Origin of the sequence: Paenibacillus allorhizoplanae, assembly GCF_927798215.1 — a bacterium.
Classification (GTDB): Bacteria; Bacillota; Bacilli; order Paenibacillales; family NBRC-103111; genus Paenibacillus_E; species Paenibacillus_E allorhizoplanae.
The window spans coordinates 138,710-163,641 of sequence record NZ_CAKMMW010000007.1 but is presented as its reverse complement, the minus strand read 5'-3'; the positions used below and the strand labels follow the sequence as shown (position 1 = coordinate 163,641).

The following is a 24,932-nucleotide window of genomic DNA, read 5'->3' as shown; positions in this document are numbered from 1 at the left end:
TTCTACTCCTTCATTACGTCTATGGGTTTATTTTATGTCGGCATCGGGTCATGTGGACTAGGCTAATGGACAATTTCACTTCTCTATTCTTTGCGACTTCAGGTGTTTAAAGGCAAGGAAGGATATTTTTTCCCTATTTTGAAAATAGTAAGATCATCAGCACGTCAGGGGGGTTCTGCGTGATTCAAGTGCTCTCGACATGGCAAACATTCTGTCTGTTGTTTTTATTCCAGCTGGGTACAACCATTGTATTTGGCTTCGCTGGCGGTGCTAAGCAGGACGCTTGGTTAGCTGCCCTACTCAGTGCCACCATTGGAATAGGCATCGTATGGATGTTTTCTCGTATTTATGAACGCAATCCAGGTGAAACCTTGGTTTCCCTGCTTCAAATAACCTTCGGCAAGTATGTGGGCCACCTGTTAACCACTCTCTATATTTTTGCTTTTATTTACGAATCGGGGCGTATTCTAAGGGATTTAGGTGAGTTAATGAGCACATTTCTACTCCCAAGTACACCAGCCCCGTTCTTAATGCTGCTGCTTGTCTTATTAGTTGCTTATGCTTGTTATGCCGGGATTGAACGAATTGCTCGGTTAGCTGAACTCAGTATTATCATCGTTTTTTTGTTTACATGCATCCAGCTCATTCTGCTTCTTTTCTCGGATGTTATTGACTTCTCATGGCTGCTGCCTGTTGCATCGGATTGGCGAAGCATTGGTGTAACGGTATTCCCCCTAGGCTTAACAACAACCTTCGGTGAAATTATTGTCTTCGCTGTATTCTGGAAATTAACTGTCAGCCCTAACAAGTTTCGCAAGGCTGCGCTGTACTCTTCCCTTCTAGTCGGTGCTGTTTTTGTCGTGCTTGATCTCATTGCCGTTAGTACGCTAGGGCCAGACCTGTTCTACCGTTCCTTTTACCCGCTGCTCACCAGCTTTCAGTTAATCCGAATTGCCGATTTCATCGATAATTTGGATCCCTTTGTCGTAACAACTTTCATTACAGGCGGCTTGTTCAAAATCATTCTGTACGCCTATGCGGCCTGTACAACAATCACCATGCAGTGGAAAACTGGAAATCATCGCGCAGTTATTATACCGGTCGCTTTACTGATTTGGCTTATTTCCATCTACACCGCCAAAAACATTGCCAGCCATATTTTTGTAGGCCTGAAGGTTGTTCCTTGGATTATTGAACTCCCTTTATTCGTCGTAATCCCATTGGTTATTTTCATCTTGAACGGGTTATTCAAAAAACGCAGCGTAGGGAGCTAAGGAGGGAAATCGGATGCAACAAACACCCGTTGATGAAGCCATCGATATTGCTCAGCTGCAAGCTGAGATCAATCAGCAGCTTGATCACGATCCAGATTTAGTCTTTGTACACATCCGTTCTACCCTTATAGCTTACATCTCAGGCTTGGTTGACGCAGAGCGGATTGAACGCGAGATAACCAAACCCTTATCTGAAGCGCAGCCGACAACAGAAACACTTTCCTCCCATCTTCTGACGCCGGAAGTCAAACAAACCAATCTCTTTGAAACGTTGATCGATAGTCTGCTGATTGGTTTTGTTATGATCGCCGAGCAAGGGGAGAGGCGGGTGCTATTGGCCAATCTGGCCTGCCTGCCACATCGTAATATTGAGCAGCCTGAAACAGAATCTGGTGTCCGCGGCCCCAGGGAGGGCTTTACAGAGCATTTGGAAACGAATGTCGCCTTACTTCGACGTCGTTTGAAAACAGACAAAATGAGGATCAAAACCTGGCAAATCGGCGCGCTCAGCCAAACGGAGGTACGGCTCATTTATTTGGAAGGTATCGCGGATCAAGAAATTGTCGATGAAATAATGAAACGGCTATCCGCTATTCATATTGATGCCGTACTGGAAAGCAGCTATATCGAAGAAATGATTCGGGATAATCCCTTCAGTATTTTCCCAACCATGGAATACACGGAAAGACCCGATGTGGTAGCAGGCGCTCTTTTGGAAGGGAAGGTATCTATTTTCACTAATAATACGCCTTTCGTATTAATTGCTCCGTTTCAATTCTGGTCGGCCTTTCAGTCCAGTGAAGATTACTATCTAATGTTCACCAGTGCAACCTTCATACGTTTTATTCGCTCTTTGTCCATCATTCTGGCTCTTCTATTGCCTTCTCTCTATGTGGCCATTACAACCTTCCACCCTGAAATGCTGCCGACGAATTTACTGCTTGCTGTTGCAGGAGCCCGTGAAGCGTCTCCTTTCCCTGCTATGGTCGAGGCACTCATCATGGAAATTACCTTCGAAGCACTCCGAGAAGCGATACTCCGGTTACCGCGCGTCATGGGACAAACGGTTAGTATCGTCGGCGCCCTCGTTATCGGACAAGCGGTTGTACAAGCAGGTATCGTTTCGACCCCTATGGTCATCGTCGTTTCAGTGACGGGAATCGCTTCCTTCATGATTCCCCGCTATAACATGACCTTCTCCATTCGAATAATGCGCTTACTGCTGCTCTTGCTCGCTGGTACGCTCGGTTTCGTCGGAATCCTGCTTGGGCTGTTTACGCTGGCTCTCTATTTGACAGGAATCCGCTCTGTTGGCGTTCCCTACTTATCTCCGATTGCACCTTTGCGATTAAAAGGACTACGGGACTTTATGGTCCGTTCCCCGCATTGGATCCTTGACCGTGATCTGGTTGAAACTTCGCCAGAGGCGGATACTAAGAGGCACGAATGATAAAAAAAATGAGTCTACTACTGATGACGTTTACCATGATTCTTAGCCTTCTGACGGGGTGCTGGGATCGCAAAGAAATTAATGACATTGCCATTGTTCAGCTTTCCGCATTTGACTTGATGCCGGATACAGGCAAGTACCGTGGCTATATTCAGATTGCCATTCCTAAATCAATTGGTGCTGGCCAATTGACCTCAAGTGGTGGCACGCAACAGAAGACGTACATGCCGGTCATTAATTATGGCGAAAATATTGAGGCTATGACCATGAAGCTAGAGCGTAAGCTGTCAAGAGATATGTTACCGTCACACCGACGGATTTTCATCGTTGGAGAATCATTAGCCCGGCAAAACATCGCGCCCATGCTAGATTTGATTTCAAGAAGTCCCAAAAATCGATTACGTACCTATCTTGTTGTTGCTCGGGATACCGATGCCAAAAGTCTCGTCGAGACTGAGTATACCTTGGAAGCCACGAAGGAAGAAGCCTTGCGTGAAATCATTGTTCGTAAAATGCAGGTCCCTTCGATGCTCCGCAATTTCTATGCCTCCTCCGCTGCTGCTGGTATTGAACCCATTGCGGCAGCGTTTTCCAAAGATAAAGACGGTAAAGTTCTACTGAGCAGTGTTGCCTTGTTTAATAAAACCACTTTGGTAGGCTATGTGGATGATATGCAAGCTGTTGCCCTTACAAGTCTGTTAGGCAGAAAGCCCTTGGGCGACGTGGATGTAGCTCTCCCCGATCAGGAAAGTAAATTGTCTGTTCGAGTCACTTCGTTATCTGCTAAAAAACGAGTGGAAGTCTCCTCTGATGAGCAACCTCATTTTATTTTGGATATTACAGCTACTGGCCGTATCATGGATAATCGCTCAAAGCTGGATCCAAGTGATCCGGCTGTTATGGAGAAACTAAATGCGTCCTTTCAAGAGCAACTAACGCAGAGTTATCAGAAACTCTTTCACACCCTGCAAACGACCTACAAGACAGACAACGCAGGTCTCGGACAATCTGTCTATCGGAAATATCCAAAGTTGTGGAAAAAAATCGAGAAAGATTGGGAGACTATTTTTCCTGAAGTGGACGTTCAGTTCAAGGTTGACGCTAATATTTATCAAATCGGTGTTCAGGGCGCTCCCTATTACTTAAGAGAGGATGAGATTAGTCAATAATGTGGCTCAAAATGACCGCCCTTACGATTCCATCCATCCTCATCGCCATCCAGCAAATATCCTATTGGACGAAACAGGGAAGCCGCAAACAAGCGATGGTCTTTCTCATCTGGATGATCTTAGCTTGGGGGATCGGATGCGCCTTTATCGGCGGATTCCGTCTTCCAGAACCTACAAAACCCTTATTCCCTGGCTGGAAGTAGGTCTGGTTAACACACATCCGCTTCTGCCCACATACATTAATCTCATTGATTAATGTAATCGTGGGAGGAATTGCGTTTGAAGATATACCCGGTTGATCTGCTTATATTTGCTCCGCATCCCGATGATGAAATACTGGGGACAGCTGGCACGATCATGGACGCCATTGCCTGCGGCAAGAAAGTTCATGTCGTGTTCTTCACGAATGGTGATGGCTATCCGGAAGCGGCTACCCTCTTATTCGGTAAGCCGCCAGAAGAGCTAGGACCAGCTCATTACTTGGAGCTGGCGCGTATACGCCAGCAAGAGGCTCTGGCAGCCGCGGCGCTGATCGGGCTTCGCCCACAGGATCTGACGTTCCTCGGCTATCCAGATGCCGGTCTGAGCCGCGTATATGCCACTACGGGCGCTATGCCGCCCTTTCAGCAGCGTTTTACGCAGCGGCAGGCAACCTACGGCGGGCTCGCGCCTGATTTTCACTCGATGTATTACGGCTGCCCCGCACCGTATCGGAAGGCTTGTGCCCTCGGTGATACGAAGGCATTGATTACGATGCTGCAGCCCAAAGAAATCTATGTCACGGATGCCGCTGATACCCATCTCGACCATGGGGTTACTAACGCTTTCGTCATGGAAGCCATCCTGCAAACTGGGTATATGGGTGCGGTCTACACGTATTTGATCCATAGCGGTGCAGAATCTCAGTGGCCATGGCCACGAGGCATCACGCCTGAGCTTCCTTTCGAAGCGCATCTTGTAGAGGGACATCGCGTTCCGTTGAACGTACCTTGGCCGCCGCCGATCCGCCGGTCATTGACATTGGCTCAAGCCTATTGCAAGTGGCAGGCGCTGCTTGCTTACCGTACGCAGATTCCAGTTGAACCGGAGTTTCTACAATCTTTTATCAAATGTGAAGAGATTTTCTGGACGCCGAATCCATACAAATAAATGCCGCTGCCTGTATCCAGTGGCTTTGGGAGTGAATATGAGCCGCTATGAGCCGCATTTTGCTAATTGAAGATGAAGAACGTATTGCCCGTGTGCTGCAGTTAGAGCTTGAGCATGAAGGCTATGAGGTACTTATTTGTGGGGATGGGCGATCTGGACTTCAAGCCGCCTTGAGCGAAGAAGGATGGGATCTCATCCTTCTTGACGTTATGCTCCCAGAGCTCAATGGACTTGAGGTTCTAAGGCGTCTTAGACAGGTCAATGCCTCGCTACCTGTCATTCTGTTGACTGCGCGCGATGCCATCCCTGATCGTGTCAGTGGGCTGGATCAGGGCGCTAACGACTATGTCACGAAGCCTTTTGCCACTGTAGAGCTGCTAGCGCGCATTCGCAGTCTACTCCGGCAGAAGAGCCTGCAGGAGCAAGTGCCCGAACAGGATCATTTGCTGAAAATCGATGAGCTTACGATGGATTTGAAGAGCCGTGCGGTCTCGCGTGAGGGCACTGCCATTGAGCTGACGCCAACGGAGTTTGATTTGCTGCGCTTCCTGATCCAGCATCAGAACGAGGTAATGTCGCGTGAGCAAATTATCACTGAAGTATGGGGCTATGATTTTATCGGTGACACAAATGTTGTCGATGTGTATATCCGTTATTTACGTCAGAAAGTGGACAAGCCTTTCACCACCAAGCTGATTCAGACGATTCGCGGCATCGGCTATTTGATTAAGGCCGAAAAGACGGATTCAGAAGGCAACTCCTCCAACTCCTCTTCCGATGGGCAGGAATCTGTATGAGCCTGAGACTAAAAATTACGTTGTGGGTATCAGTCGGTTTGATGGTGATCCTATTCTTCAGCTTTACTTTTGTGTATTACATGTTTATCCGCGTGACTACGAAGGGTGAAATTGACCTTTTGAAGGATAAAGCCAGCGCTTTGTTGTTGAAGGATCTACCTAACCATCCCGAGTATTGGAAAGATAATATGCAAATGGATGAGCTGCTCATCCCCCAAGAAATGCTGCGATATATTACACCAGACTCGAAGGTCGCACATGAGATTTATTCCGATACGAATCTCGCCAGTTACCCAGCAATCTATTCGACTAAGGCAACTGAAACCCTATTAACCGATGCAGATGGCATCATACTATTCGTTCGGACACCCGTATTCAAGGACGGAAAACAAGTAGCCCTCTTAGAAATAGGACGCAGCCTGCGAAGGCTTGGCACATACTCCGAAATGTTGATCTCGATTCTTGTCCTGACTTCCATTGGTGCGCTCATCTTGGCTCTCATTGGGGGTTATTTTTATACGAATGTGCTGTTTCGACCCCTTAAACAATTCATTGCTACCATGCAAAACATTGAGGAAAGCGGTTCATTCCGTCATATTACACTGCCTGACAACCAAGCTAATGATGAACTGATGATGCTTGGCAACACCTTCAATCGCATGATTGACAGGCTGCAAGATATGTTTCGTAAACAGGAGCAATTCCTCGCAGATGCTTCTCATGAGCTGCGAACCCCGCTCACGATTATTGAAAGCTATGCGAGTCTCTTGCGGAGATGGGCTTCCAGCAATGATCAATTGCGGGAAGAGGCCCTAGAAGCCATCGTATCTGAGTCTGCCCAGCTGAAGCTGCTCACGCAAAATCTGCTTTCACTCACGAATACAAACCGTACAAATTGTGAGCAGAATACAGAATTCGACCTTATTCCACTAGTAGAGCAAACTGCCGCGTCTCTCCGTGTCACTTCTTCCCGAGATATTCGGGTACAGTCCGAGCACAATATGAAGGAACTCCCGATGACAGGCGATCCCTATCAGATCAGGCAGTTGCTTATTATTTTAATAGACAACGCTTTAAAATATAGTCAAAAGATCGTGGATATCCGCATCTGTGTGCAGGAGAAACAGGTAATTATCAAAGTCATGGATCAAGGTATTGGCATCGCGGAAGAGGACCTCCCCCATGTCTTTGACCGCTTCTATCGATCTGATAAAGCTAGGAACCGTAAGCAAGGAGGAGCAGGTCTTGGGCTCGCTATTGCCCAGCATATTGTGCAAAAACATCTAGGAACCATAGAGCTCCTAAGTAGTCTAGGAGTAGGCTCCACGGCCATTGTAACGCTTCCACAAACCTGTCAATAAGAACATTATAAGGGGATTCTCATCATTCTCTCAGAATTGGGCTTTCCCCCTGATATAGCGCTATTTACAAGGTTGCATGGTAAATAATAGGGCAATTTTCATCTGGTATACTGAGTCTCAGGTGGACAACCACATCGCAAGGTTACTCAATTAAGAGTCAACTGACCAAGATTCTTGCAGACATTCATTTGAAGTATCTAATCTTCAATGCAAGATAGTTTGGCGAAAACTCAGCGAAAACTCTAAGGAGGCAAACCCCATGAAAAACCCACAAAAAACTTGGTACAAAAAATTAGTCGTTACGGCATTGTCCGTATCTATAGGATTATCAGTAGCTGCAGCAGCTACACCAGGTAAGGCAGAAGCAGCTACGAGTGCGTCAACCGAAGTAGCCAATGCTACAGCGCTTACAGCGTCAGCAACATCGACTTCCAGAGGCAGTCAAGTCATTTCCATTGGTAAAAGATATTTAGGAACACCTTACAAATTCGGCGCTACTGCAGGCCAAACACGTAACTTTGACTGTTCCTCCTTCACGCAATATGTATTTAAAAAAGTAGGCGTTGGCCTGCCGCGCACATCTCAACAACAAGCACGTGTAGGTAAGTATGTATCCCGTGGCAATCTGCGTGTTGGCGATTTGGTGTTCTTCTCGATCCCGGGTAAGCCAGGCGTCATTCACCACGTAGGGATTTATGCTGGTAATAATAAAATCCTTCAAACCTACGGTGCAGGTGGCGTCCGCGTTACTGATCTGAACAGCGGTACTTGGTCTTCCCGTTATATGACAGCACGTCGCGTGCTGTAGTAGGTTAACGACAGCCACTGCTTAAATAACAAATGAAAAAGAGTCGAGTCGGATTAGATGGAAAACCTCCATCTATTTCGGCTCTTTTTGCGTAATAAAACAAAATAAATGGATTTACTCCCGTTAATATGGGCTATTTGGGCGAACAGGAAGGAATCACTGAAATTAGCTGCATAAAAACCATTTGTTTGCAAATTCAGCTTGTTTTCCGCGGAAATAACTACAGGAAATCCATCTAATTTGAAGCGAGGGAGTGGTGCCGGAGGTGAACGTGCTACGCTACGTGTGGCGGGGAATCGATGAGTTTTGGGACTGCCCCTCCCTCAACACCAAACCAAAAGAACCCCCTCAGCCACAAGGCCTAAGGGCGTTCTTTCGTTTACAGCGCGGTGACTAGTACCGGATATACGCCTCATGATAGCTCTCCTTCAACCCTCGCTTGCGAATCTTGACCTCCAATACTCGCTGCTTATAGGTGACATTGGCAGTTCTCGGCAGCACCAGCGTTGGCACTTTTATAATGCGATTCTTACCATTCGTAAAGCCTGTCAGCTTAATTTGATTCGATTTGACGAAAACTTGGAGCGCTCTTGGATCTTCTTCCTTTGCAATTTTCACCTTAACAATGACGTGCTCATGCGTCTCAAAAATTTCTGTACCGATGGTTCCAGAAGATGAAATGTTGGCATCCATGCCTGGCATCGCTTTTTTCAGCATGTCCTGTACATATCCTTCAGCCCACGTCATATTATCTAGAAAGGTCTGCCCTTTTTCGGCGAATGGCAGCTTTTGTCCAAGAAACTTCTCAACCTGTTCCCACTTCAGCCAAGGATGGCGATTAAATCCGCTCAAGCCTATCACCTCATTTTGCTAACAGTATATGTGCCTACCTCCCGATGTGACACCCTTCCGAAAATTCAGAGCACCTCTAGGCGGATACCTCATATACTGTAGGTGTGATAACGCAAGGGGGATCGGATTATGCCAGCTATCGTCGGGAATGTGAAAATTATTAGTGTCGGCTCCAGCTCTGTCGTTCATTTCGGCGATTCCTTTATTATTTCACCTACTAGCTCCTCCAAGACTTTCGCTGGAGCCGGTTCATTTAATACCGGGGATTTTCCGCGTGTCTATAATACGTACAGTACGACGGTCACCAATGATTCTGACTTTATCGATGCGAATGCGAGCGGCAATATCCTCTGACAATTGTCAGCTTAGAGCGAGGTGTTCCACAGCGTATGAACTGGACCATCCATCAAACCATTATGATTCAGCAGCTAAAAGTAAACTCTGTCGCCAACTCATCCGTCCTCCAAATTGGCACAGCGGGATCGATTCGTTCCTTGTCTAATCTGTACAATACAGGCGGTTTCGTAGAGCCTGCCCCTGAGCTTGGAACAAGTGAAGTTAATCCTGTTGCCCTTGTTCCTCTGCCGGCACCGACATAATGCTAACCAAATCTTACTTACTGCGCTTCAAGATTAGCCAGGCAGTCCTTTGAATAACGGAGTAATCCGGAAGGAGGTACATGTTCAAATGAATAACGCGATCACGTGGCAGCAATGGGCCCAGCAGATCACCACCTGTCTCGAAATGCAGAAACAGCGCATCGATAAGTTAGAGCAAACCGTAAACAAGCTGCAGGCGGATCTGAAAGCCATGAAGGACGAGAAGCGCATTCACATTGATAAAATAGAATATAATTTTGATCAGCTTAAGGTTGAAAAGCTAGACGGGACGCTAACGATCGGAATCAGTCCTAGCGCAATAGATCAAATTGAGGATCTCAGTGTGAACGGTAATTCCTTGAACAAAGAAAGTAACGGTGGCGGTATGGCTCCAATGGATATGAATCCTTTTTACCAGGGCGGGCAATATCAGGGGACAGGACCAAGCGGGGGGATCGGCGCGGGTCAAGAGACAGTGCGCGGAGAAGCTGCAAAGCAAGGGAAAGACATTCAAGCGGATGTCGCTAGCGGCATTGAACAGTATTTGCAGTTTGGCGTACAGGGCGATATTAATAACCTTGAACATAAATATCAGCATCCACTCGATGAGGATTACAAAGATTTGATCATCGAAGATATTCGCAAGCAACTGGATACACGTATCCAACATTATGTGAATCAATACCGCGGCGTTGGGTTCAAAGAACCTTTGGAGGCGGTAACCAACAATATCATGGACAAAACGAAGCAAGACATCCTTACAGCAATAGAGACTTACATATCCAGTCTGCCCAAGTAAATGGTTCTAACTAGATCAACTATTTTAAGGGAGAGAAGGGCTAAAGATGTTTAATTTACATGTTGAAAACAAACAAATCTGTGTTGGCGATGTCCGTATCGTTGGGGTATCCAGTGCGTCCGTTTTCCTGATCGGGGATACAGAGGTCATCTCCTTATCCTCCATGTTTGACACGCCACCGGAATCGGTCATCATCGCCCCTTTCGTTCCACTTGCTTCGGAGGGCTAATCGATGGTTCGACTATCGATTGTTGGCAACATCTATATCAATAGCATAGGCTCAGCAAGCACGATGCATACGGGGGATAATGTTTATACTGCCTTGCAGAACCGAGTTTTTGCTGTCCAGCGTGAAGTGCCTATTTATTATGGGAATGAAGGCAGCTTCGCGGCTTACCCTTTCTACCAACGACCTTTCCCTATTCCTCAGCCTCCCGAACCTTTCACAATGTGTGTGGATAACTTAGGGAGTTATATAACGGTTCGTAACATACGTATTCTCGGAGTCGCAGCTTCATCTCTTTTTCAAATTGGCAGCAATCGTGTCACGACCGCCGAAACCCGCATCAAAAATATTCGTCAATTCGTGACCAATAAACCTGGTCCCAAGGGGCAACAGACATTTGTGTATACAGGGACGGATGACGCAATTGGCGATATCCCAACGAAGCCGAAAGAAACCGTTGAGAACAAACCGCCACGTATGGTGTTCGTTACCCAACAGCAGCAATCTAAACCAACGTAAGGATTGAAAATGGCGCTAAGTGGCACAACACACTAACATAGACGAATAAATTAGGTAAGCGTAGAAATCAAAGATGCTAAAAGACACTTATTTTCAGCGTAAACAGCTCAACAAGAGGAATACGTGCGAAAAGGCATCCTTTAGCGCCTAAAGCTACCAAAATGGCGGACGCAGGCAGAAATAGTTGCTTTTTTGTAATTATTTCTGTATCGAGAAGCTGATTCGAACAAAAAGGGTGCATTTTTGCACTTTTGCAAGCTCCTTCGCATTTGTATTCACACCACGAACACATCTTGAACAGATGATTATCGCAAAACACCGCAAAAAGGGTCCCAGCCACACACATGGCTGGGACCCTCTTCTCCTTACGGCGTGAGCAGCGGCTGCGCGCGGCTCAGCAGCGCAGCCATCTGCGCTCGCGTCAAGGACGCGAGCGGACGGAACGTGACGCCCTCGAAGCCATCGACAAGGCCTCTGCTGCTCATCGCAGCAATGGCCTCTGCCGACCAGCCGTCCGCTGGCACGTCCGTGAACTTCTTCGCCGCGCCACTAGCCGGCGTGGTCAGCTTTAACGCGCGGGAGAGCAGCACACTCATCTGCTCCCGCGTCATGCTCTGATCGGGCGCGAAGCGATCGTTGCTGATGCCCTGCATCAGCCCGTGCTGCTGCGCGATCGCGATATTCTGCGACGCCCAGTGGGTCGCAGGCACATCCTTGAACGCGGCGCTGATGACGGCCGCCGCGCTCTCTAACCCAAGCGCGCGCACAATAATCGTCGCGGCTTCAGCCCTTGTGAGCGCCGCGTCGGGCGCGAACGTGTCTGCGGCTGTGCCGAGCATCCAGCCGCGATTCGCGGCGTTCAGGACGTCGGCCTGTGCCCAGTGCTTTTGCATATCGGTGAAGTAAAAACCATCCGCCCATAGCTGGTAATAGCTCCAAGTATTATTAGCTTCCTGATTCAAGCTCCAGCTGCCTGTTCCTTTTAACCCATATTTCCCTACTAACTTTAGCTTAGCTTTCATAGATTGCTCATTATCGAACCAAATCGTGTAAGTACCGGCTGTCAACTCTTTGCCGTTCACGGTTGCTTTCATATCCGCTGGTTGAATCGTAAATGTAGCAACAGGTGATTGGCTTGCTGCATCATAACGGATTGTCCCTCGATATTGATCTACCAGCTTTTGAACACTCTTAGCAGCGATCCCTGCCCCATCGGATGCAGGATCTTGGTTCCAATAGCGGCCATATAACGGCATGCCCAATACGATTTTATTCGCTGGAGCTTGGGACAACGCATACTGAATGGATTTTTCAACAAAGGGCAAGCTAGCAACAGGACCCGGCGTAGGATCGCCAGGATAGCTCTCATCATAGGTCATGACCATTAGATAATCACTGACCGCCGCCAAGGCCTTATAGTCATACAGACCGATCCAGTTCGTCGTAGAACCTGTTGGATTCGCAGCCACCGCAACAGAAACCTCCATCGTACTGGGCAGCTCCTCGCGCAGCTTTTTAACGAAATCGGTATACTTGTCTCGGTATTCCGCTCCTACATTTTCAATATCTAACTGGATGCCGTCTAGCTGATTAGCTTTGATACTTGCGACAAGTTCTTTAACTAGAGTTTCGCGTTCATCGATCGCTTTTCCACCAATCGTTCTGTCAAAATCATTACTTAGAAATGGCACAACTCTCTTCCCTTGCCTGTGCATCTCCGTTATGAAGGACGCCTGTAAATCTGTGACTTCTAAACTACCATCATCTTTTATGTGAAAATAACTTGGCGACACCACATCTAAAGTATCTCCGCTCTTATTGACTTGTGACGTATACGTACTAGGCGCTCCGCTGAATAAGTAGGACATATTGAACTTCCCCTGAGCCACCGTAGCCCCTGCCAAAACATCATTCTTGTATACGAACGTAACCTGACACATCGCACCGACGACGACTAGGGCCACAACAAGCCTTCGCCATCCACTTTTGGATTTCACCTTGTCTCATCCCCTATTCGATTCGTTATGATTCCTTCTATCATCCTAGAAAGCTACCAAAATCGCTACGAGTAAATACTGGAGATACGTAAAAAAACCGTTACAGCAGCGTGATTGCACGCTGCCATAACGGTCAAAATCAAACGGTTATTCACCGCTAGATCTTTCTATTCTTTGTCTAAAGCTTGGATTAGACGATGAATCATAGCCGCTGCCTCTGCGCGGGTTGCGTTAGCTTGCGGTAAGAATTTTCCAGCATCATCCCCTTGGATAATACCCAGTTTCACAGATACGTTCACACCTGCTTTTGCCCAATCCGCAATCTGCGATTGATCCGCAAATGTTTTGTTAACCACCTGATCGGCTTGCTTCACTAAACGTGAAATCACAACAGCCAGCTCTTGTCGGCTGATTGCCGCATCAGGACGGAATTGTCCATCTGCTCCTTGGAAAATACCTGCTTTCTCTACAGCTGCTACTGCATCCGCATACCAGGCATCTGCTGGCACATCTGCGAAGGAAGACGCTGTATCTGAAATCTTTAATTGCAGCATTTGTGCAAACAATTTGGCAATTTGCCCACGTGTCGTTGTACCTGCAGGATCAAATTCCGTATCCGTGGTACCATCAACGATATGATGAGACACTAAATATTGAATATCTTTTTTTGCCCAGTGGTTATCCACATCCGTAAAATTGCGTTCGAATTTAGCCAACCCAAATGTTCCTGATGCAGTGAAGGATACATTGATTTCTCTACCAAGGTAATGTGGCGTACCCTTAACGAATTCGTATGCGCCTAGCAACTCAGGTTCATTCGAAGGCGTTGCTGAAAGCCTCAAGATCAATGACTCAGCAGCTGTAAGCTCTTCTTTTTTACCGTTATTCTTCTTGCCCACGCTAACTTGAAGCGTTTGGCTTGAAGCTGTATAACCGACAGGATAAGTTACTTTGCTATGTTGCAAGACTAGTTCCAATGTCTCGTCGTCTTTCAAGGCAAACGACTTGGCAGGAATCGTGACCTCAGCATCGTTATGCTGCAGTTTCACGATGTAGCCTTTGGATTGAATGGCGTTCCATACATTCCCTTTGACGAGAAGTGTATCTTGTTTGTCAGCCAGCGGTACAATGACTTCATTGTTTGCCACGGATTTGGTTAACATAACGAAATCCAGTTCCACTTCAATTGAAGCAACGAAATTACCGCCACCACCTCCACCGCCACCAGTTATAATTGGCGTTTTGGAAGTTGCTGTCTTAAACGTATAACTTGTGTCAGCTACGAGTACGTTGCTGCCGCTATAGTCAAGCAAGTTGCCTTTAACGATAACTTTATATGTCGAACCTGACGCAAGCGCAGTCCGCGGTTTCAGCGTCAGCTTCTTACTTAATTTCTTCGAATCATCTTCGATAAACCAACCACTCTGGTTATTGCCATCTAGAAGTTGGGCATCTCGCAATGATAGATCTTCTTTGTAGCCTTTCATGTGCTGATACTCAAACGTAACATCAATCGGTGTCTCTTGCACTCCCTCAACCTTCACAAGCTGAATAACATCCGTATTCAAACTCGTTTCATCCATAGGGCGATCAAAGACAATTTCCACATTCGAGCTTACATTAACATCCTGCGCATTGTTCGCAGGTGTGATCGATGTAATCTCTGGCGTTGTTGTACGAACTAGCGGTACATTCAACTGTGTTTCCGCTGGAGGCACAACTACGACCCTCGAAGTATAGTCTTCATAGCCTTCTTTGCTAAACAATACACGCCAATTGCCTTGTAGGACATCCCAACCGTAGCGGCCTTCAACATCCGTGGTTTGCGGGTTGATTTGACCATAATCGTCTGCATTCCAACTAGTCCACTGCGTGTTATTTTCCTGTTGAACGATAGCCGTCACACCAGAGACACGGTTATCCATACTACCTTCGAACACATAACCAGATGGATCGATGAGCACGATAACTTCCATCAGTGGCACAGTAACACTTAGCCCATTCTTAACATAAGTGAGCGTAAGCATTTGCTCACCGTATGAGCTCCATCCATAAGGCACTTCGCCTGTAAAGGTTTTCCCGTCACTAGCTTTGGTCAGTTGATACGTGCTTCCAATAAAGGAAATGGACGCCTGATCGACAGCCTCTTTAAATACAACTTTTGTTGAAATCGGCGTTTTCTCCGTAACCGCGAATGTAGCTACTGAAACTTTTGGATTCAACTTCACATCTACGTTCCAACCTGCTGTAATTCTAGCCTCATCAATCCCCGGTACGCCAGACTTATACTTCACATTCACAGCTTCCGAAGATTGGCTTTGATTATTTTCTACAACCTGTGCAGTAAGTCGAAGCTCAGCTTCATCCGCATCAGCGGCTACTGGCAATACAACATCTGCATACCACCAACGGCCTTCTGCTGTCACACGTCCCAGACTCATGGAGCCTGCAAAAATTTCCACCGTAGATCCCGGCTTTGTCGACCCGTATACTTTGATCTTCTTATCCCCGGTTACTGCCGGTGCATTCAAAGTCACATACAATACATTTGAAGTAGCGATCTGTGTTGGCTCTTCTTTATTCCCGTTAATGACCGGGTAAGCAGATGTACGAATCGAAGCTTCATCCGCTTGATCGACGAGAGCCTTAAAGCTGATCTCACCGCTTCCCCCCGCAATAACATCTCCGGCTGGAACTTGAAGTACGCCGTTTGTTGCCGTTGCATTTACTATTTTGCCATTCAATTCTACAGAACCATTGACCAACTTCACATTGGACGGCAGTTCAAACTGCCATGTCGTGCTGCTGGATGGCGTTGTACTATTATTTTTATATTTCAAACTGTAGCTAAATTCTTTTCCTAAAATAACTGTAGCCACAGACGGAGCAAAGCTATTCCCTTCTCCGAAGAAGTGTCCACCTTGTGACTGAAGAACGATGGTTCGTTGATCTGCACTAGTTGCGAGATTATTTGCATAGCTCGGGTAACCGTACAATGACGCAGTGAAATTGTAAGTTCCCGCAGACAATCCACGGATTTTGAAATAACCATCGGCATCAGTTCTTGCCCATCCGCTGTTTTTGCTGTTGCTTGCATACACACTCACATATTTCAGGGGTTGATTGTCTTTATCGACAACCTTACCGTGTATGAATTGATCATTTTCAAGCGTAATCACCGGAATTTGATGATCAGTAACCTGTTGAACCGCCATATTATCCGTAAATCCAACAGCATGCACCGAGATCTGAATTTGATTCGATTCACCCAATCGATCAAGTCTGTAGCTGCCGTCCGCATCCGTACGCGCATACGCGTAAGATGATCCTGCATACGCAGATACATCAGCACCCACGACTGGACGTCCAGCTTCATCTACGATCCGACCGGTATAAACAACCGAAGGCTGAAGCGCAACCTCAAGCGTCGAAGTTCCTGTAACAACGGATACTTGGGACTTGTTCACAGGTTGAAGGCCAGGTACGGAAACGTTAAGTGTGTAGTCATTTGCAGCCGCAATCCCAGGAAGTGATAGCGTACCATAATATCCATATACTTTTTGAGTAACCGTTGAATCTGCACCTTCCAGCACAAGCGATGGATTCGGCACATAGACACGTTCCGATACGGTCATGGATTGATTGTACCCATAGAGATAGCCTGACTCCCAACCAAATGATTGAGAAGCTGTGGAACTATAAAGATAATAAGATTCCAACTGATTCGTTTGAGCACCCTCTGGCATGAAGAGCTTTAACGTCACATTGGCAATTCCCTTGATTTTTTTGGCAACTGAGATCGTTACCGGATTTGTTACGTAATTGGAAACTTCATCTACGTTAAATGTCGTTTTCGTTTCTTCATATAAGCTATCACCCATAATGGAAATGGTATAACTGCCCGGCTTTAATCGTTTAAGCTCCGATTCACCAGAGTAGGTCACGAAGTAACCGTCCTGTCCGATATACCCTTCTTTATTAACAGAACCTGTGATCGAAACGTGTAGCGATCTGGCTACAGGCACCTGCGTTCCTTGTTCTAGCAAACGAAGCTTCACGTTCTGCAGCACTGGTAATTTAACAATAATACCCGTCTGTTTGACACCAAGTTCAGTTGTAATTCCCTGAACCACATCTGTGTAGCGGTCTGTGCCTGTGTCAATCACATTGATTTTAACAGAACCTCTCGGTAGACCTGCTGCCGTAAAGTTGCCGTACGCATCGGCATTTACTCTCACGTATTGGCCGTCAATGATAAATTCTATGGCCGGTATATCTGTGACAGCTGCATCGCGCTGCTTAACGGTACCTGCCAGCGTTGCGCCGACTTTCTTGTTCAACTCTACTTTCTTCTCATCCGAGTTCGTTCCGTCTCTCGTCAAATAAGCTTTAACCGAAACAATCTCGGTCACACCTTCTTTAATCTCGAATGTACCTAGGTACTTGCCTTGCCCAGGAGTGAGAACGACCTCCTCCGTGAACACCTCTGCAGCCGTACCTTTCTTGAAAGAAACCACCGCTTTTGCGCTAATTCCCTCTCCGATAGATCCGCTCAGTTCAATGGGCATTTGGCTGCCTATCTTGAGAAGCCCTGCAGAGCTTTGAACTGTGGATGACTTCACATCTAGCTGTGACACAGCAAATGCTGGAACAGCGAAGTGAATAACGTTGGATTCCGTGCTGATGCCCTTGCTATTTACCGCAACAACCTTGAGATCGTAGATCTTGCCAGGTTGGGCCTCTGCGTAAGTGAACGATGCTCCCGTAACATTTCCTTTGATTTTGACCAAAGATTGACCTTGCTCTGCCGCATAGATGTCGTAATACGACGCTCCGGGAACAGCATCCCAAGTCAACTTAAGCCCTTGGCCAGCGAAGGTTGCTTTCGGATCTGGCTTGCCAGGAGGAGCGTTAGGATCGCCTGCAGGATATGACTGAGAAATTACAATTTCTTGTCCAGGTCCAATCGGTAATTGGTAGGTTAACAGATAATTGCCGTTTTTGTTCGGAACCTCTGCATAAACCGAATCCGAATAAGAAGAATCCGATTTTATCACAACAGTGCCGCTCTGATCTTTGACTGTAAGCGTCCCAGGGACGGCATTATAATAGCTGTACCCTCCGTCATCATAAGGACCTTTCCCTATAATTGCAGTGCTAAACGTTTGATAATTCTTGCCTTGCTTGACGAACACTTGATTAAGACTCAAGTCACCAGCTTTGATGATGGCCGATGTGTACAGTAACGTCCGATCAGGATTCGTATAATCATAGGCCTGAATTGGGCCGAAAACGCCTTGAATATCATCATAAAAGCTCAAGCTCGTAGCTTCTGAATAAACTCTTCGTTCCGAACTCCATATGTAGCGCCACGGTGTTTCATAGTCCGCTTTCTTAATCTGAGAAAACTGGAAGCGATATTCCCCTGGCGTTGTATACAATTTCGTTAACGCATTCTCTTCCGTTATACTGCTGGATGGCACGCCAGACGAGTAGGAATAATTGCTTTTAAGCACACTGACCATTTCGAAAGGAACGTTGGTTTGACCGTTCTTCAATTCCACTGTAATGAGGCTGTTCGCCAACTCAGCGAAACTTACGGTGTTCTGCTCTTGTGCTGGAATCGTAACCGACTTATTGTAATGATACGCATTCGTTGAGCCATCTGTACCAACAAGGGATGCATCCAACGTAATTGGCGCACTTAATAATACACCTGGCGCTGAGAATGATAACTGGTCATTCAAAGCTGGTATTGGTAAAGATAACAACACATTTGCCATTCGGGTAATCGATGTTCCGTCCAGAGAGAATATCGTCCGAACAAGTCCGCTTTGCAGCGGCAGCGATTGTAGATTCTGCATTTGTTCGCCTGTAAAAGTTTGGTCTACCAGATAACTGGCAGTTGGACTCCCCGTCGTACTCGAAAGTAGATATGCGGCCGCTATTCGATATTGCCGTTGAGGATTAATCACTTGATACAATTCAAGACTGCCGCCAGACATTGTGTAACTAGCTGTCACACGACTGCCGTCAAGTTCAAGAATTGTCCCTCTAGTTAAATTACTGGTTGAATAACCTTGGGGTAGTTGAACACCAATCGACTTCGAGCTATTGTTCTGTCCAATCTGAATGGACTGATCCAAGGATAAAGACACGACATTGGTAGGAAACAACTGCCTGTTCAATTTAAGACGATATATGCCTTGAGACACATTATTCAATTGAAGTGGATATGAGATTTGTCTTATCCCTGAGATCGTTCTCAGGAATGTGCCATTCTGGCTAAGTTGATACTCTAATACAGCGTCATCCCAATTAAGGGATTGTACACTACCAGTTGGATCGATGCCAGTCCCTGAGCCGTTGAGCGAAGAACGAACCGGCGTCCCATTCGCACCTAACGTTTCATTCCATAATCCCGTCTCTTGCACAGACGTGCTGAACGCACCCGTTGATACGGTATCTACGAATTGCAATTGATTGTTGTATCTATCTAAGTAATACGTCTGTGTAGCGTATCCGCCATTCCCGTTGCTGTATACATTAGTTACTGTCCCTCGAAATGCGCTGTCCAGTTGTAGCGTCACGTCTTCAGTAAAAGACATATTGCCTCTTGAAAAAATATATCTCGTATTATCTTTTACGACACTGAAATTTACGCTACCTAACATGCCTTTGCTAACATAACCTACTTGAGCCTGAAATTCTGACCCCATGTTTTGCAAGCCAAGCGCTACCCCTGCGTTATTATAACCCGTCGGTGGTGTAACCTTGACCGTGTCACCGCCGAAAGAAATGGATTGCCCACTTTGCACATCGGCAGGAATACTTGACTCTAGCAAATAAGTTTCTGCATTACCTTGTGTCACCAGTGATGCATATGCTTTAAATGCTGCGTTTGAAGCTACCCATGCTGTCACTTTACCCTGCTCATTGAATTGACGGGTATACATAGGGTAAGATACCCTATCTGTCTTGCCATAAATATCTGTGGGCACCAGCAGCAAATTGCCTGTTGCGGTTTTATTATGTGTGAATGTCAGTTTTCTTAATTGATCTTTGCCGAAATTCAAGTTGCTTATATCTCCACCTATAAAGCTATAATGGTAAACAATGGATTCACCAATGGAAGATGTTCCTCTCACTTGAAGCTCATACTGCTTACCTTGTAAAATAAAAGAATTCGGGATGAAGAACTCCCCATTACGAACCTTGGTCGTGAATGCCTGATTCGTATAATACTGCTGTTCCCCGTTTGAAGAATAGTGCATGTATGAGTAGAGATTCACCTCTCCATCTTGCATAGGTGCACCCGTGTCATTTTCAACTTGGGCTATTAGACCATTGACTTCCTGAACTCCTGCGAACGCTGGTACACTGCTGCCGAACAACAATATAACGGCAAGCGCAAGCTGTAACCAACGTAATGATGCCTTTTTACTCATTCCCCGCCATTCCTCCTATACATAATTTAACAAAATTTCTAGTATTTCGACTTCCATCTTACTAAACAAGGAATTACAATAGCATTACACGCTAGCACTTTAGACACATTAAGGAGTTTGTCATGCGCCTTATTAATGATATTTTCGATTACGAACCTCCTTCTAGTTGGCTCGAGAGACCCAAACAAACTGTCGTACTTATTCATGGATTAGGACTGAATAGCAACTTATGGGAGACTTTGACGCCTTATTTGTATGATTTATATTACGTGGTCACCTATGACTTGCCAGGCCACGGGAATGAGCATGTACATCCACTCCCAATCACTTGGCCTGATATATGCGACCAATTCGTCTCTTTTTTGGATAAAAACCGATTAAACAACGTTCATCTCATCGGCCATGGACTTGGAGCCAATCTCGCTGTTAAAGCAGCATTACGAGTCCCCTTACGTATACAATCGCTCAGCTTGCTCTCCTTGCCAGGATTTATTCCATCTGAATATTTGAAACAAGGGATTGAAGATAGAATAAAACTTATGCTAAGCAGTGATCGCACGAGTTTTATTACGCATATCCTGCCTTCATTGACGGTTCAGCATGAATCCAATGAAATAAGATCTCGTATCTCTCAAGCCTATCAAAATGTCCATACAGGGAACTATCTCAAACTCTTACAGTTGTTCCGTGACAACGATACGATTGCTGATTTAAAGAGTTTGAATACACCAACCATCCTTTTGGGAGGAGAGCAGGATCCCGTTTATACACCTGTGCTTTCTGCTATAAGTGCCAGCTATATTCCACAAGGACGCTTCCAGGTCATTCCTGGCGCCGCTAACCTCGTTTTCTTAGATCAGCCCAAGTGGACAGCTTATTGGGTTTGTAAACATATCGACACATTGTCTTCCAATACGATCGATACAGAAAATATGATGCCAGATACCACCATTTCCTTACATAAAGTCATTCAATCGGGACAACATCTTTTACATAATGCGCAGGAATTGAATATTCAGTTTCTGCATTCGTTCCGGATTTGTGTAAATGGTGTTGAGCTTCCTACTGGCTGGAACAAACGGTTCGCCAAGCAACTATTGCTGTATTTGTTGCTCTTCCCCAATGCAACGCGGCAACAAATGTACGACGATTTATGGCCGAATTACGAACTGAAGAAAGCACAAAATTATTTACGTGTCTGCTTGAATCATTTGAAATCATTACTTGAGCAGTATTCAGAAGAGAATGAGTTTCTGCGGATCGACCGCGAGCATGTAACCCTACAAGGGAATATACGTTGCGATTTGCTCGATTTGATACATAACCTAAAACAAGCGATGGCCGAACAGAATAAGGAAGTGAAGGCCGCTAGCATCCTTCAGATATGGGAGAACCTTCCACATCATCTTCTATCAGGCTACGTCGACGATTGGATCCTGGGGACAAGAGATAAAATCGAATGGCAGCTCACCGCTTTGGCACACTGGATGAATAAAAATGGGGATGTCTCTGACATGGCTGTTAATTTCAATTACGTAGCAATACGAAATTTCTTGCTTGAGCATGAATAGAGGGAACTTCTCATCCAACTCCATCACCACCGAATCAAACTCCTAGTTCCCGGAATAATAATTTTTTTCAAACACCGGGAACATACTGGAGATACGCCAAAAAACCGTTACATCCAAGGGATTCAACCCTTACATAACGGTTTTCCAAATATGTGCGATCGCTCATTTCACTCGTTTGTCTGTAGTATTAGCAGATTATCAATGACTATAAAATTGATAGTGATTTCGCCCTTTGCCTTTCACTTGATATAAGGCGATATCTACTTCTTTCATCATCTGTGTGGCGTCCGTTAGATTAGAACGATACATCGTAATGCCTATACTAACCGTTGAGTGAAAAGAATGCCCCTGTATTTCCCACGTTTGTTCGATACTCGCTAGAATACGCTGAGCAATGCTTTCCACATGCTCCAGACAGTCCACGGCCGGCAATAATATAGTAAATTCATCTCCTCCCATTCGGGCAAACGTATCATTCTCTCGAAGACAGCCCTGAACCCGAGCGACAAATACCTGCAAAAACGCATCTCCGATATCGTGTCCCATCGTGTCATTAATGATTTTGAAATCATCAATGTCCACATACAGTAGAGCAAATACACGATCCGTTCGCTTTGCCAGCTGCAGCAATTGATGCAATCTTTCTTTGAACAACCGGCGATTCGGCAGTCCTGTCAGCGGGTCATGGAAAGCCATCGCAACGAGGTGACTCTCTTGACTTTTGTTCCGTGTGCGATCTTGAAGCGCGAAGGCAATCTCAATGAGCTCACCTTTTTCATCACAGAAAGGAATCGCTGTGCACTCCAGCCATAAGTAAGCCTCGCCTGCCCCTCTTGCACGAAACTCAAGTCTACTGCTAGTCTTCGTTTTTAACGTATTCACAACCAATTTATACACGTCTAGGCGAAAGTCCGATTCAACCGCCTCAATGAATTGTTCAATATGGTCAGGTACAAATCCCATTCGTTCGTTAAATCGGCTAGATGCATAAATCAACTTGCCATGCACATCGAACTGACAGTATAACTCCCACGCCTGCTCGATGATTTGTCTTGCGAGTAACGTTTTGGGTAACTTTGAAATTATAAAATCTGAACTTGTTTCATTGCTCATAGCTTCTGCCTCCCTCTCTTCTGACATAAATAGAGACTTTGGAAGCATAGCACGAATACATAAAAACAAAATTAAATCATGCCTAAATTTATATCAACAAAAAGTCGAAAAATAGCGTTTGCTGTCATTTTATTACATAAATAGGATACAGGAGTGCTGCCTTATACCTAAATATATTGCTAAACTATGCTAAAGCCCGAATATTGTCAATAAAAGGATAGAATCACTGAGCGAATCGTTCTATAATGGCTAATATATGTAATATTCGAGAGAGGGAAACACCCTTCTTACATTAGGAGTTGTTTCATCACTGAGGGGGATTTCAAACATGGCAGGAGAAACCATTTTAGTCGTTGATGACGAGCAAGAAATTGTCCAGTTAATTCAACTCTACTTGGCGCGTGAAGGCTATAAAGTGATCAGTGCCAATAACGGACATGATGTGTTTGGCATTGTTAGAGAACATAGGCCTGATCTCATTATTCTGGATATTTTGCTGCCAGGACTTGATGGTATAGAGGTGTGTCGTCAGCTCCGCAAAACGAGCAATACGCCAATCCTATTTATTTCATGTAAAAGTGAGGATATTGACATCATTCTTGGTCTCAGCATGGGTGGCGATGATTATATGACGAAGCCATTCAGCCCTAGTCAACTTGTAGCCCGGGTCAAAGCACTTCTTCGCCGCAACTCCATTCGTGAGCAGCATCAGGATGATCCCCAATTGGTTAAATTCCCTGGTTTAGAAATTGATCTCGTGAGCCACATCGTACGTGCGCATGGCCAAACGATCTCCCTTTCAGCCAAAGAATTCGACCTGCTCTCCCTGATGGCCAAGACACCTAACCGTGTTTATAAGATCGAACACCTCTTTGAACTCATCTGGAGCTTGGACAGCATGGGCGATCCACGCACACTCATTGTACATATCAGCAATTTACGCAAAAAAATTGAGCTTAATCCAGCTGAGCCCCGCTACATCATTACTGTACGAGGCGTAGGTTACAAATTTAACGGATCCGCTATGTAAATCTAGCGATGCAGCCACTCCGTTATGACCTGCTGGAGAGGCACCGCTGCCGCGGCAATGACAAGAGCAGGCAGCATGTTGGCTACGTTGATTTTTCTTATTTGCAAAATATTTATTCCCACACCTATCACCAACACGCCACCTACCGCGGTAATTTGTACAATCATGGCATCCAGAGACGCTTGGCTGAACGCCATGGCGATCACGGTTGCCAACAACGCAATCGTTCCTTGCATCACGAACACGGATGCGGCAGAGAAAACAACGCCAATCCCCAATGTCGATGCGAAGATGATGGATAAGAACCCGTCCAGCAGCGACTTGGTGTATAAAATATCATGATTATGACGCAGCCCGCCATCCAAAGGGCCTAGTATCGCCATAGCACCGATGCAATAAACAAGCGTACAGGTGACGAAGCCTTCTGATAGGCTAGTTGGGGCCGCTGGATGAGATGTCGGTTGCTTGCTTATCTTGGTCTGCAGCCAATCGCCAAGTTTGGTGAGATTCGCTTCTATCCGCATGAGCTCACCGAGGATACCGCCAATCACAATGCTCATGATAACGAGCACAAGTTGATCTGATTTGAGTGCCATTGTAATACCTAGCACAGTGATTGCGAGCCCTAGGCCCTGCAGAACTGTGTTTTTTATACTTTCTGAGATGCGGGGCAGCAGGATGCCTAATAATCCACCGATAATAATGGCAACTGCATTCACGATCGTCCCCCATAGCGCCATGCCTTTCATTCCTCTCTGCGTACAAGCTAT

The 24,932-nt window shown here is 45.9% G+C and carries 20 protein-coding genes; 15 read left to right on the top strand and 5 right to left on the bottom strand.

Annotated features, from left to right (window positions below):
• The first annotated feature begins 179 nt into the window (after positions 1 to 179).
• The 8 genes from L6I86_RS14380 (at position 180) to L6I86_RS14345 (ending at position 8,008) form a co-directional block, all read left to right on the top strand.
• A complete protein-coding gene (locus L6I86_RS14380) occupies positions 180 to 1,274 on the top strand; it encodes a GerAB/ArcD/ProY family transporter (RefSeq protein WP_236288092.1) in 1,095 nt (364 codons plus the stop codon).
• A gap of 13 nt (positions 1,275 to 1,287) precedes the next feature.
• Entirely contained in the window at positions 1,288 to 2,724 is a 1,437-nt protein-coding gene (locus L6I86_RS14375; RefSeq protein ID WP_236288090.1) for a spore germination protein, read from the top strand.
• An 8-nt stretch (positions 2,725 to 2,732) separates the two neighbouring features.
• Positions 2,733 to 3,893 (top strand): Ger(x)C family spore germination protein, encoded by a 1,161-nt coding sequence (locus tag L6I86_RS14370; protein WP_236288087.1) that lies wholly within the window; start codon positions 2,733 to 2,735, stop codon positions 3,891 to 3,893.
• Positions 3,893 to 4,096 carry a hypothetical protein gene (locus tag L6I86_RS14365; RefSeq protein ID WP_236288084.1) on the top strand — a complete coding sequence of 68 codons (204 nt, stop codon included), beginning with the start codon at positions 3,893 to 3,895 and terminating at the stop codon, positions 4,094 to 4,096. Before L6I86_RS14370 ends, L6I86_RS14365 begins: the two co-directional genes overlap by 1 nt.
• A gap of 76 nt (positions 4,097 to 4,172) precedes the next feature.
• Positions 4,173 to 5,042, top strand: coding sequence for a PIG-L deacetylase family protein (locus L6I86_RS14360; protein ID WP_236288082.1), 870 nt, complete (start codon positions 4,173 to 4,175; stop codon positions 5,040 to 5,042).
• Positions 5,043 to 5,089: 47 nt separating this feature from the next.
• Complete coding sequence (locus tag L6I86_RS14355) at positions 5,090 to 5,839, top strand: response regulator transcription factor (protein WP_236288080.1); 750 nt, start codon at positions 5,090 to 5,092, stop codon at positions 5,837 to 5,839.
• A complete protein-coding gene (locus tag L6I86_RS14350; RefSeq protein ID WP_236288078.1) occupies positions 5,836 to 7,200 on the top strand; it encodes a sensor histidine kinase in 1,365 nt (454 codons plus the stop codon). Before L6I86_RS14355 ends, L6I86_RS14350 begins: the two co-directional genes overlap by 4 nt.
• Before the next feature lie 259 nt (positions 7,201 to 7,459).
• Positions 7,460 to 8,008, top strand: a complete 549-nt coding sequence (locus tag L6I86_RS14345; RefSeq protein WP_236288075.1) for a C40 family peptidase — start codon at positions 7,460 to 7,462, stop codon at positions 8,006 to 8,008.
• Positions 8,009 to 8,401: 393 nt separating this feature from the next.
• Here the strand turns inward: L6I86_RS14345 and L6I86_RS14340 are convergent, their stop codons facing one another.
• Positions 8,402 to 8,860, bottom strand: a complete 459-nt coding sequence (locus L6I86_RS14340) for a hypothetical protein (RefSeq protein WP_236288073.1) — start codon at positions 8,858 to 8,860, stop codon at positions 8,402 to 8,404.
• A 129-nt stretch (positions 8,861 to 8,989) separates the two neighbouring features.
• Between L6I86_RS14340 and L6I86_RS14335 the strand changes: the two genes are divergently transcribed.
• The 5 genes from L6I86_RS14335 (at position 8,990) to L6I86_RS14315 (ending at position 11,003) form a co-directional block, all read left to right on the top strand.
• Positions 8,990 to 9,214, top strand: coding sequence for a spore germination protein (locus L6I86_RS14335; RefSeq protein ID WP_056610720.1), 225 nt, complete (start codon positions 8,990 to 8,992; stop codon positions 9,212 to 9,214).
• A gap of 35 nt (positions 9,215 to 9,249) precedes the next feature.
• On the top strand, positions 9,250 to 9,459 hold the full coding sequence (locus L6I86_RS14330) for a spore germination protein GerPB (protein ID WP_173118046.1): 210 nt from the start codon (positions 9,250 to 9,252) through the stop codon (positions 9,457 to 9,459).
• Between the two features lie 88 nt (positions 9,460 to 9,547).
• Positions 9,548 to 10,258, top strand: a complete 711-nt coding sequence (gene gerPC / locus L6I86_RS14325; RefSeq protein WP_236288071.1) for a spore germination protein GerPC — start codon at positions 9,548 to 9,550, stop codon at positions 10,256 to 10,258.
• A gap of 46 nt (positions 10,259 to 10,304) precedes the next feature.
• Positions 10,305 to 10,487: a spore gernimation protein GerPD gene (locus L6I86_RS14320; protein WP_236288069.1), complete on the top strand. Its 183-nt coding sequence runs from the start codon at positions 10,305 to 10,307 to the stop codon at positions 10,485 to 10,487.
• Positions 10,488 to 10,490: 3 nt separating this feature from the next.
• The gene (locus tag L6I86_RS14315; RefSeq protein WP_236288067.1) at positions 10,491 to 11,003 is read left to right on the top strand and encodes a spore germination protein GerPE; all 513 of its coding nucleotides are present in this window, start codon (positions 10,491 to 10,493) and stop codon (positions 11,001 to 11,003) included.
• Positions 11,004 to 11,368: 365 nt separating this feature from the next.
• Here the strand turns inward: L6I86_RS14315 and L6I86_RS14310 are convergent, their stop codons facing one another.
• Positions 11,369 to 13,000: an S-layer homology domain-containing protein gene (locus tag L6I86_RS14310; RefSeq protein ID WP_236288065.1), complete on the bottom strand. Its 1,632-nt coding sequence runs from the start codon at positions 12,998 to 13,000 to the stop codon at positions 11,369 to 11,371.
• Positions 13,001 to 13,167: 167 nt separating this feature from the next.
• A complete protein-coding gene (locus L6I86_RS14305) occupies positions 13,168 to 20,448 on the bottom strand; it encodes an S-layer homology domain-containing protein (RefSeq protein ID WP_236288064.1) in 7,281 nt (2,426 codons plus the stop codon).
• 122 nt (positions 20,449 to 20,570) lie between these two features.
• On the opposite strand from L6I86_RS14305, the gene L6I86_RS14300 reads away from it, so the two are divergent.
• Positions 20,571 to 22,019: an alpha/beta fold hydrolase gene (locus tag L6I86_RS14300; protein WP_236288062.1), complete on the top strand. Its 1,449-nt coding sequence runs from the start codon at positions 20,571 to 20,573 to the stop codon at positions 22,017 to 22,019.
• A gap of 198 nt (positions 22,020 to 22,217) precedes the next feature.
• On the opposite strand, the gene L6I86_RS14295 is transcribed toward L6I86_RS14300, so the two are convergent.
• Positions 22,218 to 23,132 (bottom strand): sensor domain-containing diguanylate cyclase, encoded by a 915-nt coding sequence (locus L6I86_RS14295; protein WP_236288060.1) that lies wholly within the window; start codon positions 23,130 to 23,132, stop codon positions 22,218 to 22,220.
• A gap of 328 nt (positions 23,133 to 23,460) precedes the next feature.
• On the opposite strand from L6I86_RS14295, the gene L6I86_RS14290 reads away from it, so the two are divergent.
• Positions 23,461 to 24,162, top strand: a complete 702-nt coding sequence (locus L6I86_RS14290) for a response regulator transcription factor (protein WP_236288057.1) — start codon at positions 23,461 to 23,463, stop codon at positions 24,160 to 24,162.
• Positions 24,163 to 24,164: 2 nt separating this feature from the next.
• Here the strand turns inward: L6I86_RS14290 and L6I86_RS14285 are convergent, their stop codons facing one another.
• Positions 24,165 to 24,902 (bottom strand): DUF554 domain-containing protein, encoded by a 738-nt coding sequence (locus tag L6I86_RS14285; RefSeq protein WP_236288261.1) that lies wholly within the window; start codon positions 24,900 to 24,902, stop codon positions 24,165 to 24,167.
• Positions 24,903 to 24,932: the final 30 nt, after the last annotated feature.

Coding starts and splice junctions, on each gene's coding strand:
- L6I86_RS14375 (WP_236288090.1), top strand. CDS start 1,288: ATGCAACAAACACCCGTTGATGAAGCCATCGATATTGCTCAGCTGCAA.
- L6I86_RS14315 (WP_236288067.1), top strand. CDS start 10,491: ATGGTTCGACTATCGATTGTTGGCAACATCTATATCAATAGCATAGGC.
- gerPC (WP_236288071.1), top strand. CDS start 9,548: ATGAATAACGCGATCACGTGGCAGCAATGGGCCCAGCAGATCACCACC.
- L6I86_RS14320 (WP_236288069.1), top strand. CDS start 10,305: ATGTTTAATTTACATGTTGAAAACAAACAAATCTGTGTTGGCGATGTC.
- L6I86_RS14305 (WP_236288064.1), bottom strand. CDS start 20,448: ATGAGTAAAAAGGCATCATTACGTTGGTTACAGCTTGCGCTTGCCGTT.
- L6I86_RS14285 (WP_236288261.1), bottom strand. CDS start 24,902: ATGGCGCTATGGGGGACGATCGTGAATGCAGTTGCCATTATTATCGGT.
- L6I86_RS14300 (WP_236288062.1), top strand. CDS start 20,571: ATGCGCCTTATTAATGATATTTTCGATTACGAACCTCCTTCTAGTTGG.
- L6I86_RS14370 (WP_236288087.1), top strand. CDS start 2,733: ATGAGTCTACTACTGATGACGTTTACCATGATTCTTAGCCTTCTGACG.
- L6I86_RS14295 (WP_236288060.1), bottom strand. CDS start 23,132: ATGAGCAATGAAACAAGTTCAGATTTTATAATTTCAAAGTTACCCAAA.
- L6I86_RS14335 (WP_056610720.1), top strand. CDS start 8,990: ATGCCAGCTATCGTCGGGAATGTGAAAATTATTAGTGTCGGCTCCAGC.
- L6I86_RS14345 (WP_236288075.1), top strand. CDS start 7,460: ATGAAAAACCCACAAAAAACTTGGTACAAAAAATTAGTCGTTACGGCA.
- L6I86_RS14330 (WP_173118046.1), top strand. CDS start 9,250: ATGAACTGGACCATCCATCAAACCATTATGATTCAGCAGCTAAAAGTA.
- L6I86_RS14290 (WP_236288057.1), top strand. CDS start 23,461: ATGGCAGGAGAAACCATTTTAGTCGTTGATGACGAGCAAGAAATTGTC.
- L6I86_RS14365 (WP_236288084.1), top strand. CDS start 3,893: ATGTGGCTCAAAATGACCGCCCTTACGATTCCATCCATCCTCATCGCC.
- L6I86_RS14350 (WP_236288078.1), top strand. CDS start 5,836: ATGAGCCTGAGACTAAAAATTACGTTGTGGGTATCAGTCGGTTTGATG.
- L6I86_RS14355 (WP_236288080.1), top strand. CDS start 5,090: ATGAGCCGCATTTTGCTAATTGAAGATGAAGAACGTATTGCCCGTGTG.